The sequence below is a fragment of the Massilia pseudoviolaceinigra genome, assembly GCF_030846505.1.
Taxonomy (GTDB): Bacteria; Pseudomonadota; Gammaproteobacteria; order Burkholderiales; family Burkholderiaceae_D; genus Telluria_A; species Telluria_A violaceinigra.
This window is the reverse complement of sequence record NZ_JAVCWL010000003.1, coordinates 222,348-235,891: the sequence shown is the minus strand read 5'-3', so window position 1 is coordinate 235,891 and position 13,544 is coordinate 222,348. Positions and strand designations below refer to the sequence as shown.

Here is a 13,544-nt window from a genome sequence, read left to right as displayed (position 1 = left end):
GAACTTGGGTTCCCGCCTGCGCGGGAACGCGTGATTGGTCCTCTTTTCGGCATACAATGGCAACACCATCGTAAAGAGGGCCCGGCAATGGAGATGTTCACCGTCGATGTCAACGTTGCACAATGGGAGTCCGCCCTGCCCTCCCTGCGCGGCATGGAACGCTTGCCGGTGCTGCTGCCGCTGGCCTGGCACCTGCGCCAGCGCGACCCGGCCCGCGCCCTGATGCTGGCCGGCGAAGCGCTCTCCCAGCTGCCTCTGTCCGACCTCCCGCCCGACGATTGCGCCAGCCTGGAGGCGCGCATGCACCTGCTGCACGCCGAATGCGAATGGCTCGACGGCGCGCTCGACCTGGCCTGCACCCACGCCCAGGAACTGCTGTCCCGCTTCACGCTCCTGAACGACCATGCCGGCTGCGCCGACGCCCACTGGCTGCTGGCCTGGATCGCGGTCGACCGCGGCGACCATGACGCCAGCGACGCCGCCTTTTCCAACGCCGCCGCCAGCGCCCGCGAGGGCGGCGACACCTTGCGCTGCGACCTGGCCGAAGCGGCCCTCGCGCGCTGGGCCGTGCTGCGCGACCCCGTCAGCGCGATTGCCCGCTGGGGCGAGCGCTTCGACGCCGACAGCACCCGCCTGCACCCGTCCCTGGCCACCTGGGTCAACGACTTCCTCGGCCTGGCCGCCAGCCAGGCCGCCGACTTCGGCGCCGCCGCCGGCCGCTACATGCGCTGCTACGAGTCGGCCCTCGAGACCGGCCAGGTGCGCGCCGCCATCACCGCCGCCACCAACATCGGCGAAGACTTCACCATCCTCAACGACCACCACTCGGCGCTCGAATGGGTCCAGTGCGCGCTCGAACTGGCGCGCCCCACCGGCTGGCCGCGCAGCGTGGGCGCCTGCCTGATGCACAGCGCCGACACCCTGCGCCGCCTGGGCCAGCTCGACGCCGCCCACGACATGCTGCAGGAGGCGCTGACCATCCTCAAACCCTTGGAGAACGCGCGCAGCTACGCCATCGCCCTGCAATATCTCGGTGACCTGTCGCTCGACCAAGGGAACTACGACTGCGCCCTGAACGCCTTCACCCGCCTGGCCGCGCGCGCCGAAGCGCTCGACCAGGCCGACTTTCGCAGCATCGCGCGGCGCGGCCAGGCGCATGCGCTGTCGCACCTGGGCCGCGCCGGCGAGGCCATCGCGGTGGCCGCCGACGCCGCCGCCATGGCCGCCGCTCCCGGCTACGCCTACAACCAGATCGCCGCGCTGCGCGTGATGGCCCTCATCCACGCCCAGCACGCGCTGCCCCCGCCGCCCGGCATGGTCGAACCGAATCCGGTGCTGCACTACCTGCAGCAGGCGCTGTCGGTGGCCTCCACCATCGAAGGCTACACGGTGCCGGGCGACCTGTACGACGCCATGGCGCGCGAATACGCGGCCGCCGGCGACTACGCGCGCGCCTACGAGGTGGCGCTGGCGGCGTCGAGCTCGCGCGAAAAGACCCACAGCCAGGAAGCGACCAACCGCGCCATCGCCATGCAGGTGCACCACCAGACCGAGCACGCGCGCAGCGAGGGCTATCACCATCGCGAGCTGGCCGAGTCGGAAGCGCGGCGCGCCGAAATCCTGCAGCGCACCAGCGCCACGCTCGAACGCCTGTCGGCCATCGGCCAGGAGATCACCGCCCACCTGGACGCCGCCGCCGTGTTCCAGGCGCTCGACCGCCATATCCATGGCCTGCTCACCGCCAGCACCTTCGCCATCTACCTGATCGACGCGGCCGGCACCGTGCTGAACCGCGCCTTTGGCGTGGAGCTTGGGCGCGAGCTGCCCAGTCACGTGATTCCCCTCTCCAAGCGCGACGCCTATTCGGTGCGCTGCCTCGACGAGCGGCGCGAAATCTATATCGAACACTGGCCCGACGCCGAGCACCGCAAGGTGGTGCCGGGCACCATGGTCAACATGAGCGCACTGTTCGTGCCGCTGTGGGTGGGCGAGCGCGCCATTGGCGTGATGACCGTGCAGGCGCCGCAATCGCACGCCTATGGCGAGAACGAGCGCATGATTTTCCGCACCCTGTGCGCCTACGGGGCCATTGCGCTCGATAACGCCGAAGCCTACCGCCAGCTGCAGGATGCGCAGACGCAGCTGGTGTCGCAGGAAAAGCTGGCCGCCCTCGGCTCGCTCATGGCCGGCGTGGCGCACGAACTCAATACCCCGATCGGCAACAGCCTGCTGATCGCCAGCACGATGCAGGAAAAGACCGCCGAAATCGAAGCGCTGATGAACGGGCCGGGCCTGCGCCGCTCCGAGCTGGCCGCCTTCATCACCGATTCGCAGAAGGCGGCCTCGCTGGTGCTGCGCGGGCTCACCAGCGCCGCGGACCTGGTCAACAGCTTCAAGCAGGTGGCGGTCGACCGCACCACCGAGCAGCGCCGCTTCTTCAACCTGCAGCAGGTGTGCCACGAAATCATCGCCACCATGATGAACCGCATCCGCGCGGCCAATCACAACATCGACATGGACGTGTCGGACGCGATCGGGATGGACAGCTATCCGGGGCCGTTCGGGCAAGTCATCACGAACTTCATCAATAACGCGCTGCTGCACGCGTTTGCGCCGGGCCACAGCGGCAGCATGATGCTGACCGCATCGATGCCGGCCGAGGGACGGGTCGTGGTGGAGTTCCACGACAACGGCGGCGGCATCCGGCCCGAGCACCTGGGGCGGATTTTCGATCCCTTCTTTACCACCAAGCTGGGTCAGGGCGGCAGTGGATTGGGACTATCGATCAGCTACAACATCGTCACCTCGCTGCTGGGCGGGCAGATCACGGTGGTGAGCAATGCGCAGGACGGCACCAGCTTCGTGCTCGACCTGCCGCTGACGGCGCCGGAGCATACGGCAGCGGACGTGACGGCGATCTACTGAGGCGGCATGGCGCCTGCTGTGTGAACAGGCGTAGTTGCTACGGAGATCGATTGAACTTATAGTGGATGGATGCACAATCCCTACCAATCTCCGGCACCCTGCGCGCCGCAAGCCACCCAGCCGCCAGGCAAGCGACCGTTATCCGTCTGGCTGCTTTTGCTGGCATTGGGCGCGATATCGATCTCGCTCGCCGTCATCACCGCAGGTTTTGTCTCGGTAATGGTCTTTTACAAGGTGGGGGTACGCACCAGCCTTGTGGCTGACATCGCGTGGCGCCTGGTCATCGTGGCATTGGCGGGCGGTGCGCTGGTTGGCGTCGCGCGCCGGCGCCAGTGGGGGCGCTGGCTCGGCGTACTCGCCATGGGTGCAATGACGGTCGCGCTGTTTTTCATACCGGATACGGCGCAATACGCCAATGAGACCCAACGAAGCGGCGGTTTCATCGGCCGCACGATCCTGGTGCCAGCGCTGATGGCTTGGTGGATCTACGCATGTGGGTTCTCGAGCAAGGCCAGACGCTACTTCGGGAATTGACATGCGCGGGCGCGGTTGGGATGAAATGGCCGGATGGCGCCGGTGCGGTTTTCCGGGTTGCCCCCGGCAAATTATCAAAACCCTTATAATTGATCCGCAACCCTACGCCAGGGCCCGGCCGCGCGCGGCTCACGCATTCAATCGTTGTGTCTATGTCTACAAATAAACCGATCAAGCACTTCCTCCAGTTTTCCGACTTCACCCTGGCCGAGTTCGAGTACGTCATCGAACGCGCCAAGCTCATCAAGCGAAAATTCAAGAACTACGAGGTCTACCATCCCCTGATCGACCGTACCCTGGTGATGGTATTCGAGAAAAACTCGACCCGCACCCGCCTCTCCTTCGAGGCCGGCATGCACCAGCTGGGCGGGGCAGCCATCTACCTGAACACCCGCGACAGCCAGCTCGGACGCGGCGAGCCGGTGGAAGACGCCGGCCAGGTCATGAGCCGCATGTGCGACATCATCATGGTGCGCACCTTCGGCCAGGACATCATCGAGCGCTTTGCCGCCCATTCGCGCGTGCCGGTGATTAACGGGCTCACCAACGAACACCATCCCTGCCAGGTGCTGGCCGATATCTTCACCTTCGTCGAACACCGCGGCTCGATCGCCGGCAAGATCGTCACCTGGGTGGGCGACGCCAACAACATGCTGTACTCCTGGCTGCAGGCGGCCGAAGTGTTCGGCTTCCACCTGAACGTATCGACTCCCAAAGGCTACGACATCGACCATTCCTTGGTGTCGACCTCCCGCTTCACCGTCTTCGACAACCCGTCGGACGCGTGCCAGGGCGCCCATCTGGTCAACACCGACGTGTGGACCAGCATGGGCTACGAGACGGAAAACGCGGCGCGCCTGGCAGCCTTCGACGGCTACATCGTCGATGCCGCCAAGATGGCGCGCGCCGCACCGGACGCGCTCTTCATGCACTGCCTGCCCGCCCACCGCGGCGAGGAAGTCGCGGCCGACGTCATCGACGGACCGCAGTCGGTGGTCTGGGACGAGGCCGAAAACCGCCTGCACGTGCAGAAGGCGCTGATCGAATACCTGCTGCTCGGCGAAATCGCCGGCAGCGCGCAATAACAACACCAGATTGTTCAACCCAAGATTGGAATTTCCATGAGCGACATCAAAAAAGTAGTCCTCGCCTATTCGGGCGGCCTGGACACCTCGGTCATCCTCAAGTGGCTGCAGGATAACTACAAGTGCGAGATCGTCACCTTCACCGCCGACCTGGGCCAGGGCGAAGAACTGGAACCGGCGCGCGCCAAAGCGATCAAGTTCGGCATCAAGCCGGAGAACATCTACATCGACGACGTGCGCGAAGAATTCGTGCGCGACTTCGTGTTCCCTATGTTCCGCGCCAACACCGTGTACGAAGGCGAATACCTTCTGGGCACCTCGATCGCCCGCCCGCTGATCGCCAAGCGCCTGATCGAAATCACGCGCGCCACCGGCGCCGACGCGATTTCGCACGGCGCCACCGGCAAGGGCAACGACCAGGTGCGCTTCGAGCTGGGCGCGTATGCGCTTAAACCCGACGTCAAGATCATCGCCCCGTGGCGCGAATGGGACCTGCTGTCGCGCGAAAAACTGCTGAAATACGCGGAAGATGCCGGCATCGCCGTCGACATGAAGCACAAGAACGGCGGCGCGCCTTACTCGATGGACGCCAACCTGCTGCACATCTCCTTCGAAGGCCGGCATCTGGAAAACCCGAGCGCCGAAGCCGAGGAAAGCATGTGGCGCTGGACCGTCAGCCCGGAAGCGGCGCCCGACCAGGCCGAGTACCTGGACCTCGAATACGAAAAAGGCGACATCGTGGCGATCAACGGCGTGCGCATGTCGCCGGCCGCCGTGCTGACGGAACTGAACCGCCTGGGCGGCAAGCATGGCATCGGCCGCCTGGACCTGGTGGAGAACCGCTACGTCGGCATGAAGTCGCGCGGCTGCTACGAAACCCCGGGCGGCACCATCATGCTGCGCGGCCACCGCGCCATCGAATCGATCACCCTGGACCGCGAAGTGGCCCACCTCAAGGATGACCTGATGCCGCGCTACGCGTCGATGATTTACAACGGTTACTGGTGGGCGCCCGAGCGCGTCGCGCTGCAAACCCTGATCGACCACACCCAGCAGACCGTCAACGGCTGGGTTCGTATGAAGCTGTACAAGGGCAATGTGATCGTCGTCTCGCGCGATTCCAAGACCGATTCGCTGTTCGACATGAACATCGCGACCTTCGACGAAGATGGCGGCGCCTACAACCAGGCCGACGCCGGCGGTTTCATCAAGCTCAATGCGCTGCGCATGCGCATCGCCGCCGTGGCCCGCGAAAAGCGCGGCCAGTAAGCACTCACAAGCCACGCAACACTTTCCCCGGCGGGCCGCGCGGTCGCCGGGCGGCGCGGCCCGCATGCGGCCGCGCTCTCCCTTCTCCCGTAAAAATTTCCCGTTCTCCACGGCGAAACGTCCCGTGCCATGCCTCAACGATGTTACATTTATAGAGAACAACAGCGTACACGGAGAGACCCATGTTTACAGACCTGAGCATCAAGAACAAGCTGTTTCTCGGCTTCGGCGCCATCGTCGCCATCATCCTGTTCCTGCTGATTCTGGCCTACAACAATTTCTCCAAGATGTCGGATGCCAACCGCTGGGACCGCCATACTCTTGAAGTACTGCTGGAAACCAATAAAATCGCCACCAATGTGCTGGAAATCCAGGCCGAGGTGCGCGGCTTCCTGCTCACCGGCGATGAACGCTTCCTGACGCCCCAGATCAATGAAGAGAAGTTCCTTGAAGAAAATATCCGCCACGCGATCCTGCTGACCGCCGACAATCCTGCCGAGCAGGCACGGGTGCGCAAGGTCGAGGAATTGACCAATGCCTGGATCAAAAATGTGATCCGGCCGCTGCTCGCCAAGCGCCGCGAGCTGGGCAAGGCTCCCGACGCCGCCCAGCAGATCAGCAACTCGGCCGAACTGGCCAACGGTTTCCAGACCGTGAGCGAAGTGCGGTCCCTGATCGCCCAGATCGGCGAAGACGAAAACGCCCTGCTGGCGGCGCGCAGCGCCGAATCGGCGCAACTGCAAAAAACCATGTCGCGGCTGCTCAGCGTGGGCGGTGTGATCTGCGTGGCGCTGGCCTCGATCGTGGCGTGGATGCTGGCGCGCGCGCTGTTAAATCCGCTCAACAACCTGACCGAGGCGGTCGGCAAGATCGCCGCCGGCCAGCAGTCGGCGCGCGCTTCCGTGGTCTCGCGCGACGAGCTGGGCAAGGTCACCGAGGAATTCAACCGCATGGCGCAGTCGATCCAGGACAGCCAGGCCAACGAAGCTGCCGCCACCAACGCGCTGCGCGCCAATGTCGACGCCCTGCTCGACGTGGTCTCCAAGGCCGCCATCGGCGACCTGACCGGTACCGTGACCATCACCGGCAGCGACGCCATCGGGCGCATGGGCGAAGGCTTGAAAACCATGGTCGGCAACCTGCGCATTTTGCTCAACAACGTGCAAAAGGCTGGCATCCAGGTGACCACCTCGGCCACCGAAATCGCCGCCTCGGCCAAGGAGCAGGAAGCAACCGGCATCGAGCAAGCCCAGACCAGTATCGAAATCCTCTCGACCACCAAGGAAATCTCGGCCAACACCACCCAGCTGCTCAAAACCATGGAAGACGCCACCGCGGTGGCCGACTACACCACCAGCGCCACCGCCGACGCCCAGCAAAACCTGAAACGCATGGACAGCACCATGCAGCACATGGTCTCGGCCACCGATTCGATCAATGCCAAGCTGGCGGCGCTGTCGGAAAAGGCCAGCAACATCAACAGTGTGCTCATTACGATTACCAAGGTGGCGGACCAGACCAACATCCTCTCGCTCAACGCGGCCATCGAAGCCGAGAAAGCCGGCGACGCCGGACGCGGCTTCTCGGTGGTGGCCACCGAAATCCGGCGCCTGGCCGACCAGACCTCGGTGTCGACCTGGGACATCGAGCAGATGCTCAAGGAAATGCAGTCGGCGGTATCGGCCAGCGTGATGGGCATGGATAAATTCTCCGAAGAGATCCGGCGCAGCGTGGGCGAAGTGCGCCAGGTGGGCGAACAGCTCTCCACCGTGATGGACCAGGTGCAGAAGCTGGCGCCCCAGTTCGACCTGGTGCTGCAGGGGATGCAGTCGCAGGCGGTGGGCGCGTCGCAGATTTCCGACACCATGATGCAACTGAACGATGCCACCCAGCAGACTGTCGAATCGCTGAAAGCGACCAGCGAGGCGGTGCACCAGCTGCAGTACGCTGCCAGCGACCTGCAATCGTCGGTGGCGACCTTCTCGGTCAATACCTGAGCGGCTGCGGCGATGAAAGTTATGGTCTTTCATATCGGCGCCGACCGCTACGCCCTGCCCCTGTGGGCGGTGGCGCGGGTGCTGCCGGCCGCCGCCCTCAAGGCCATTCCGCTCGCGCCAGGCTACGTGGCCGGCCTGCTCGACCTGCACGGCGCGCCGGTGCCGGTGATCGACCTCTCGGCCCTGGCCGGCCTGCCCCCGCGGCAGCTGTGGTACGACTCGCGCATTATCCTGGTCGACTATCCGCTCGCTGACGGCGGCGCGGAGGGGGCCACGCGCCCTCTCGGCCTGCTGGCCGAACACGTGGTCGGGGTCGAAACCATCGATAGCGCCGCGCTGACCGATGCGGGCGTGAGCGGCGCGCCCTTCCTCGGCCAGGTGGCGGACGACGGCGCCGGCATGCTGCAGCTGGTCAGCCTGGCGCAGCTGCTTGCCCCCGACGTGCGCGCGCAACTGTTCCCTGCCACCGGAGAGGCGGCATGAAGGCGCGCGACCTCCTGCAGCAGGTAACGGGACTGAACCTGACCGACGCCGTTGTGGGACGCGCCGTCGAACGGCGCATGCACGCGCTCGCGCTGGAGGACGTGCGCGCCTATGAACGCATGCTCTCGCCCGGCGCGGCGGAACTGGGCGCGCTGACCGAACTGGTGGTGGTGCCCGAATCGTGGATGTTCCGCGACGCCGAAGCGTTTGTCGCGGCCACCACCTTCATCCAGCGGCGCCTGGCGGCCCAGCCGGCGCGCCCGGTGCGCATCCTGTCGGTGCCGTGCGCCGGCGGCGAAGAACCGTATTCGATGGCCATGTCGCTGCAAAGCGCCGGCGTGGCCGCCAGCGACTATGCGATCGACGCGGTCGACCTGTCCGAGGTGGCGCTCGCGCGCGCGCGCGCCGGGAGCTACACCCGCAACGCCTTTCGCGGGCGCCACCTCGATTTCCGCGAACGCTACTTTGTCGCCGCCGGCGCCGAGTACCAGATCTGCGACGATATCCGCGCCCAGGTGAGCTTTAACCAGGCCAACCTGCTCGACCCCGCCTTTTCCAACCGCCCCGGCTACTACGACGTGGTCTTTTGCCGCAACCTGCTGATCTACTTCGACGACCCCACCGTGGCCACCGCCATCGCCAGCCTGGCGCGCCTGCTGGCCGACGACGGCATCCTGTTCGCCGGCTATGCCGAGGTGCCGGCGTTCTGCCGCCACGGCTTCGCGGCGCTGCGCGCGCCGGGCGCGTTCGCCCTCGAAAAAACCGGTGCCCACGCATCCTGGCCGGCGCGCATCCCGGCGCGCCAGCACGTGCGCCCGGTGGCGCCGGCGCGCGCCGCAGCGCCCGCGCAAGCGCCGGCGCCGCCGCCAGCGGCACCCATCAAGCGGCCGGTACGTGCCGCGCCAGCGGCGGCCACGCGGCCCGCCGAGGCGGACATGCTGGCGCGCGCGCGCCGCCAGGCCGACCTGGGCGACTACCAGGGTGCCGCCGCGGCCTGCCGCGAACTGCTGGACCAGAACCCCGATTCGGCCGATGCCTACTTCATCCTCGGCATGGTCAGCGAATGCGAACAGCGCATGGCCGAAGCGGGTGACCACTGGCGCCGCTGCGTCTACCTGCAGCCGGACCACTACGAAGCGCTGTGCCACCTGGCGCTGCTGGCCGAGCAAAGCGGCGAGCCGGCCCAGGCGGCCGCCCTCAAGCAGCGCGCCGCGCGCATCTATCAGCGCCGCAATGAAGGCGACCAACGCAAAGGCGCACAATGACCAGCGCGCCCAACCAGCCGCACGCGCCCGGCCTCAACGATTGCTGGAACAAGATCGGCGTGGCTGGCGACCTCAGTTGCCCCAAGCTCGAACAGCATGTCCACTGCCGCAACTGCGATGTGTACGAGGACGCCGCGCGCCACAGCATGCAGCGTCCGGTGGGGCCGGGCTACCGCGAAGACTGGGCCGCCCTGCTGCGCCAGCCGCAGGCCGCGCGCGCGCAGCACGACAGCTCCGGGCTGGTATTTCGCCTGGGGCGCGAATGGCTGCTGCTGCCGACCCGGATGGTGTCCGCGGTCGCGCCGCTCGCCGCCAGCCACTCGCTGCCGCACCGCAGCGGCGGCGCGCTGACCGGCATCGTCAATGTCGGCGGCACCCTGACGCCCTCGATCGCACTGTCCAGCCTGCTCGGCATCGACGACAACGATGGCGCGGTCCAGCGCGGACGCCACGTGTTCGCGCGCTTGCTCGTCATCGTCTGGGAAGAACAGCGCTTCGCCCTGCCGGTGGCCGACCTGCACGGCATCCTGCGCTACGGCGCGGCCAGCGTGGGCGCGCCGGCGGCTACCCTCAACAAGGGGCTGCAGCGCTTCATCACCGGCGTGCTGACCCACGGCGAGATGCGCATCGGCGTGCTGGACGCCCCGCTGATCGGCCACCAGCTCAATAGGCTGCTGCGATGAGCTCCGGCAGCGGCGACCTCAGTCAATTCTCGATGCTGGACCTGTTCCGCATGGAGGCGGACGGCCAGACCCAGATCCTCACCGATGGTCTCTTGAGCATGGAGCGCGGCGGTGGCGACGCCGCCACCACTGAAGCGATGATGCGCGCCGCCCATTCGATCAAGGGCGCGGCCGCCATCGTCGGCCTGGACGTGGTGGTGCAGCTGGCGCACGGCATGGAAGACGCCTTCATCGCGGCCCAGCATGGCCAGCTGCAGCTCACGCCCGCGCGCATCGACGCGCTGCTGGCCGGGGTCGACCTGATACTGCAGTTTTCGACTCTTGACGAGGCATCGCTGCCGGCCTGGCTGGAGCAGCACGGCGCACGCATCAGCACCGCCATGAACAGCATCGCCGGCATCGCCCAGATCCAGTCGGCGCCGGAGCTGGAAGCGTACCCGGTTCAGGTTCCAGCGCCAGTTGCGGCGCCGCTGCCCGAAGCCGCCGCGCCGCCGCCTGCGCATGAAGAAGCGGCGCCGCATCGGGTCCAGGGCGCGCCCAAGGGGGCCCAGAACTTCGATCGCCTGCTGGCACTGGCCAGCGAATCGCGCATCAACGCGCACCAGATGCACCCCTTCATCGCACAGCTGCAGCGCTTCAAGCGCAACCAGGCCAGCCTGTTCCAGGCGCTCGAACAGCTGCACGACGCCGTGGTGCGCAGCGGCGACCAGGGCTTGATCGAACAATCGGCCCTGACCGGCCAGAAGGCCCATCCGCTCAAGCAGTTCATGCTCGAACACATGGCCGACATCGAAAGCTACGAGCGGCGCCTGCTTGGCGTATCGAAAAACCTGGTGGACGAAGTGCTGACCTTGCGCATGCGCCCTTTCCGCGACGGCGTGCAAGCGTTCCCGCGCATGGTGCGCGACCTGGCGCGCAGCCTTGGGAAAGAAGCGCAGCTGCTGATCGAAGGCGAAGAGACGCTGGTCGACCGCGACATCCTGGCGCGCATCGAAAGCCCGCTCAACCACATGCTGCGCAACGCCGTCGACCATGGCATGGAAAGCGCGTCCGAACGGATCGCCGCCGGCAAGCCGGCGCTCGGCACCATCGTGCTCGAAGCCCGCCACCGCGCCGGCATGCTCAGTATCGAGATCCGCGACGACGGGCGCGGGGTCGACATCGAGCGCATCCGGCGCCAGGTGGTCGAGCGCAAGATGGCCAGCGCCGCGATGGCCGAAGCCATGTCGCAGCCGGAGCTGATCGAATTCCTGTTCCTGCCCGCTTTCAGCCTGAAGGAAACCACCAGCGCCATTTCCGGGCGTGGCGTGGGGCTCGATATCGTGCACCAGACCATCCGCGAACAGAATGGCACGGTGCGCATCGAGTCCACGCCGGGCGAGAGCTTCCATACCTTCATCACGCTGCCGCTGACGCAGTCGATCGTGCGCGCGCTGGTGGTCGACGTGCAGGGCGAAGCCTACGCGATCCCGATCGTCAAGGTCGAACGGGTGCTCAAGGTGCCGCAAAGCGAGATCCACACGCTGGAGAACAAGCAGTTCTTCGACTTCGGCGGCGAGCACCTCGGGCTCGTTTCGGCCGCCCAGGTGCTGGAACTGGGCCAGATCGGCAGCGGCGCCGGCGAACTGCCGGTGGTGGTGATCGGCGCGGCCCAGCGCCGCTACGCGCTGGTGGTCGACACCATCCGCGGCGAGCAAAGCCTGGCGGTGCAGGCGCTCGACCCGATCTTCGGCAAGATGCGCGACATCAGCGCCGGCGCCCTGCTCGACGACGGCGCCCCGGTCCTGATCCTCGACGTGCCCGACCTGCTGCTATCGATCGACAAGCTGCTGCACGAAGGCGGCCTGCACCAGCTGGGCGCGCGCGGCGGCCCCGAAAAACGCAAGGTCAAGCGCATCCTGGTGGTGGACGACTCGCTCACCGTGCGCGAAATGGAACGCAAGCTGCTGCAGGGGCGCGGCTTCCAGGTCGACATCGCCATCGACGGCATCGACGGCTGGAACGTGGTGCGCAGCGGCGACTACGACCTCTTAATCACCGACGTCGACATGCCGCGCATGGACGGCATCGAACTCGTTAGCCTGGTCAAGAAAGATATCCACTTGTACAAACTGCCCGTCATGATCGTCTCCTACAAGGATCGCCCGGAAGACCGCGCGCGCGGCATGAGCGCCGGCGCCGACTACTACCTGACCAAGGGCAGCTTCCACGACGAGACCCTGCTCAACGCCGTGTTCGACCTGATCGGAGAAGCGGGCCTATGAAAATCGGCATCGCCAACGACGTCGCCATGGCGGCCGAAGCGCTGCGCCGCGTGGTGGCCAGCACCAGCGAGCATCAGGTGGTGTGGATCGCCCGCACCGGCCTGGAAGCGGTGCGCATGTGCGTCGACAACCGCCCCGACCTGATTTTGATGGACCTGAACATGCCGGAGCTGGACGGGGTCGAGGCGACGCGCCAGATCATGGAAAAGGCGCCGTGCGCGATCCTGGTGGTGACCGGCCAGCCGCAGGACAACGTCAGCCAGGTGTTCCGCGCGCTCGGCGCCGGCGCGCTCGACGTCACCGCCACGCCGCTGCTGGCGCGCGGCGGCGGGGGCGATGCCGCACTGCTGCACAAGATCAAAACCATCGGCAAACTGATTCGCGTCAGCGGCGCCGACGCCCATCCCATGCAGCCGCCCGAGCGCTTCGACGGCAAGATCAGGCACCTGCTGGCGATCGGCTCCTCGACCGGCGGTCCGATCGCGGTGGCCAAGGTGCTGGCCGGCTGGACGCCGGCGCCCGGCACCGCCATCGTGGTGGTCCAGCACATCGATGAAAACTTCGCCGCCCATTTTTCCAAGTGGCTGGGCGAACAGCTGGTCATGCCGGTGCGCGTGATCGACGACGGCGACCCGCTCGAAGCGGGCTGCGTGCAGATCGCCCGCACCAACGACCACCTGGTCATGAGCGCGCGCCACCGCCTGCACTACGACGAAGCGCCGCGCGACTACGCTTACCGGCCCTCGGTCGACGTGTTTTTCCATTGCGTGGCGCGGCACTGGGACGGCGACGCCACCGGCGTGCTGCTCACCGGGATGGGACGCGACGGCGCCAACGGCCTGCTCGCCATGCGCCAGGCCGGCAAGACCACCATTGCCCAGGACCAGGCCAGCAGCGCTGTGTACGGAATGCCACGCGCTGCCGCAGAGATTGATGCCGCGCAGCAAATTTTATCCTTGGAAAACATCGGACGGGCATTGCGCAGTAGAATTGGGACCAAACCGGCCGGGAACTAGCGCCGGGCTCCTTACCGAAAAGT

Annotated in this window: 10 protein-coding genes; all 10 read left to right on the top strand. The window is 66.4% G+C overall.

Going from position 1 to position 13,544, the window contains the following annotated elements; translation table 11 throughout:
- The first annotated feature begins 87 nt into the window (after positions 1-87).
- Entirely contained in the window at positions 88-2,925 is a 2,838-nt protein-coding gene (locus RBA40_RS04610) for an ATP-binding protein (RefSeq protein ID WP_306646339.1), read from the top strand.
- A 69-nt stretch (positions 2,926-2,994) separates the two neighbouring features.
- A complete protein-coding gene (locus RBA40_RS04605; protein ID WP_306646337.1) occupies positions 2,995-3,459 on the top strand; it encodes a hypothetical protein in 465 nt (154 codons plus the stop codon).
- 152 nt (positions 3,460-3,611) lie between these two features.
- A complete protein-coding gene (gene argF / locus RBA40_RS04600; RefSeq protein ID WP_306646335.1) occupies positions 3,612-4,544 on the top strand; it encodes an ornithine carbamoyltransferase in 933 nt (310 codons plus the stop codon).
- A gap of 36 nt (positions 4,545-4,580) precedes the next feature.
- Positions 4,581-5,813, top strand: a complete 1,233-nt coding sequence (locus tag RBA40_RS04595; RefSeq protein ID WP_099881441.1) for an argininosuccinate synthase — start codon at positions 4,581-4,583, stop codon at positions 5,811-5,813.
- Between the two features lie 182 nt (positions 5,814-5,995).
- On the top strand, positions 5,996-7,810 hold the full coding sequence (locus tag RBA40_RS04590) for a methyl-accepting chemotaxis protein (protein WP_306646333.1): 1,815 nt from the start codon (positions 5,996-5,998) through the stop codon (positions 7,808-7,810).
- A gap of 12 nt (positions 7,811-7,822) precedes the next feature.
- Positions 7,823-8,293 carry a chemotaxis protein CheW gene (locus tag RBA40_RS04585; protein WP_306646332.1) on the top strand — a complete coding sequence of 157 codons (471 nt, stop codon included), beginning with the start codon at positions 7,823-7,825 and terminating at the stop codon, positions 8,291-8,293.
- Positions 8,290-9,558 carry a CheR family methyltransferase gene (locus RBA40_RS04580; RefSeq protein WP_306646330.1) on the top strand — a complete coding sequence of 423 codons (1,269 nt, stop codon included), beginning with the start codon at positions 8,290-8,292 and terminating at the stop codon, positions 9,556-9,558. Before RBA40_RS04585 ends, RBA40_RS04580 begins: the two co-directional genes overlap by 4 nt.
- Positions 9,555-10,241 carry a chemotaxis protein CheW gene (locus RBA40_RS04575; protein ID WP_306646328.1) on the top strand — a complete coding sequence of 229 codons (687 nt, stop codon included), beginning with the start codon at positions 9,555-9,557 and terminating at the stop codon, positions 10,239-10,241. The genes RBA40_RS04580 and RBA40_RS04575 overlap by 4 nt, the downstream gene beginning before the upstream one ends.
- The gene (locus RBA40_RS04570) at positions 10,238-12,505 is read left to right on the top strand and encodes a hybrid sensor histidine kinase/response regulator (protein WP_306646327.1); all 2,268 of its coding nucleotides are present in this window, start codon (positions 10,238-10,240) and stop codon (positions 12,503-12,505) included. The genes RBA40_RS04575 and RBA40_RS04570 overlap by 4 nt, the downstream gene beginning before the upstream one ends.
- On the top strand, positions 12,502-13,521 hold the full coding sequence (cheB, locus tag RBA40_RS04565; RefSeq protein ID WP_306646325.1) for a chemotaxis-specific protein-glutamate methyltransferase CheB: 1,020 nt from the start codon (positions 12,502-12,504) through the stop codon (positions 13,519-13,521). Before RBA40_RS04570 ends, cheB begins: the two co-directional genes overlap by 4 nt.
- Positions 13,522-13,544: the final 23 nt, after the last annotated feature.

Coding starts and splice junctions, on each gene's coding strand:
- RBA40_RS04585 (WP_306646332.1), top strand. CDS start 7,823: ATGAAAGTTATGGTCTTTCATATCGGCGCCGACCGCTACGCCCTGCCC.
- RBA40_RS04570 (WP_306646327.1), top strand. CDS start 10,238: ATGAGCTCCGGCAGCGGCGACCTCAGTCAATTCTCGATGCTGGACCTG.
- argF (WP_306646335.1), top strand. CDS start 3,612: ATGTCTACAAATAAACCGATCAAGCACTTCCTCCAGTTTTCCGACTTC.
- RBA40_RS04595 (WP_099881441.1), top strand. CDS start 4,581: ATGAGCGACATCAAAAAAGTAGTCCTCGCCTATTCGGGCGGCCTGGAC.
- RBA40_RS04580 (WP_306646330.1), top strand. CDS start 8,290: ATGAAGGCGCGCGACCTCCTGCAGCAGGTAACGGGACTGAACCTGACC.
- RBA40_RS04610 (WP_306646339.1), top strand. CDS start 88: ATGGAGATGTTCACCGTCGATGTCAACGTTGCACAATGGGAGTCCGCC.
- RBA40_RS04590 (WP_306646333.1), top strand. CDS start 5,996: ATGTTTACAGACCTGAGCATCAAGAACAAGCTGTTTCTCGGCTTCGGC.
- cheB (WP_306646325.1), top strand. CDS start 12,502: ATGAAAATCGGCATCGCCAACGACGTCGCCATGGCGGCCGAAGCGCTG.
- RBA40_RS04575 (WP_306646328.1), top strand. CDS start 9,555: ATGACCAGCGCGCCCAACCAGCCGCACGCGCCCGGCCTCAACGATTGC.
- RBA40_RS04605 (WP_306646337.1), top strand. CDS start 2,995: ATGCACAATCCCTACCAATCTCCGGCACCCTGCGCGCCGCAAGCCACC.